The following is a 247-nucleotide window of genomic DNA, read 5'->3' on the forward strand; positions in this document are numbered from 1 at the left end:
ACGGCACGTTCTCTTATGACCCCAATGGTGCGTTTGAGTACCTGGCAGTCGGAGAAACAGCAACAGACAGCTTTACCTATACTGTCATAGACGCAGCTGGTGAGAGTTCAACTGAGACTGTGAGCGTTACCATCACTGGCCAGAATGACGGACCTGTGGCTGTTGCGATGAGTGAGACCACGGAAGAAGATAACTCTGTTACCATAGTCCCTGAGTTTTCCGATAAAGACACCTCAGACACGCACAG

The 247-nt window shown here is 50.2% G+C and carries 1 protein-coding gene; it reads left to right on the forward strand.

What is annotated here, in order from left to right:
• Positions 1 to 247, forward strand: a 247-nt coding sequence (locus tag PsWM33_RS20985) for a VCBS domain-containing protein (RefSeq protein ID WP_153039984.1), incomplete at both ends; no start/stop codon positions are given.

It is taken from the genome of Pseudovibrio sp. WM33 (genome assembly GCF_001623165.1).
In the GTDB taxonomy this organism is placed as follows: domain Bacteria; phylum Pseudomonadota; class Alphaproteobacteria; order Rhizobiales; family Stappiaceae; genus Pseudovibrio.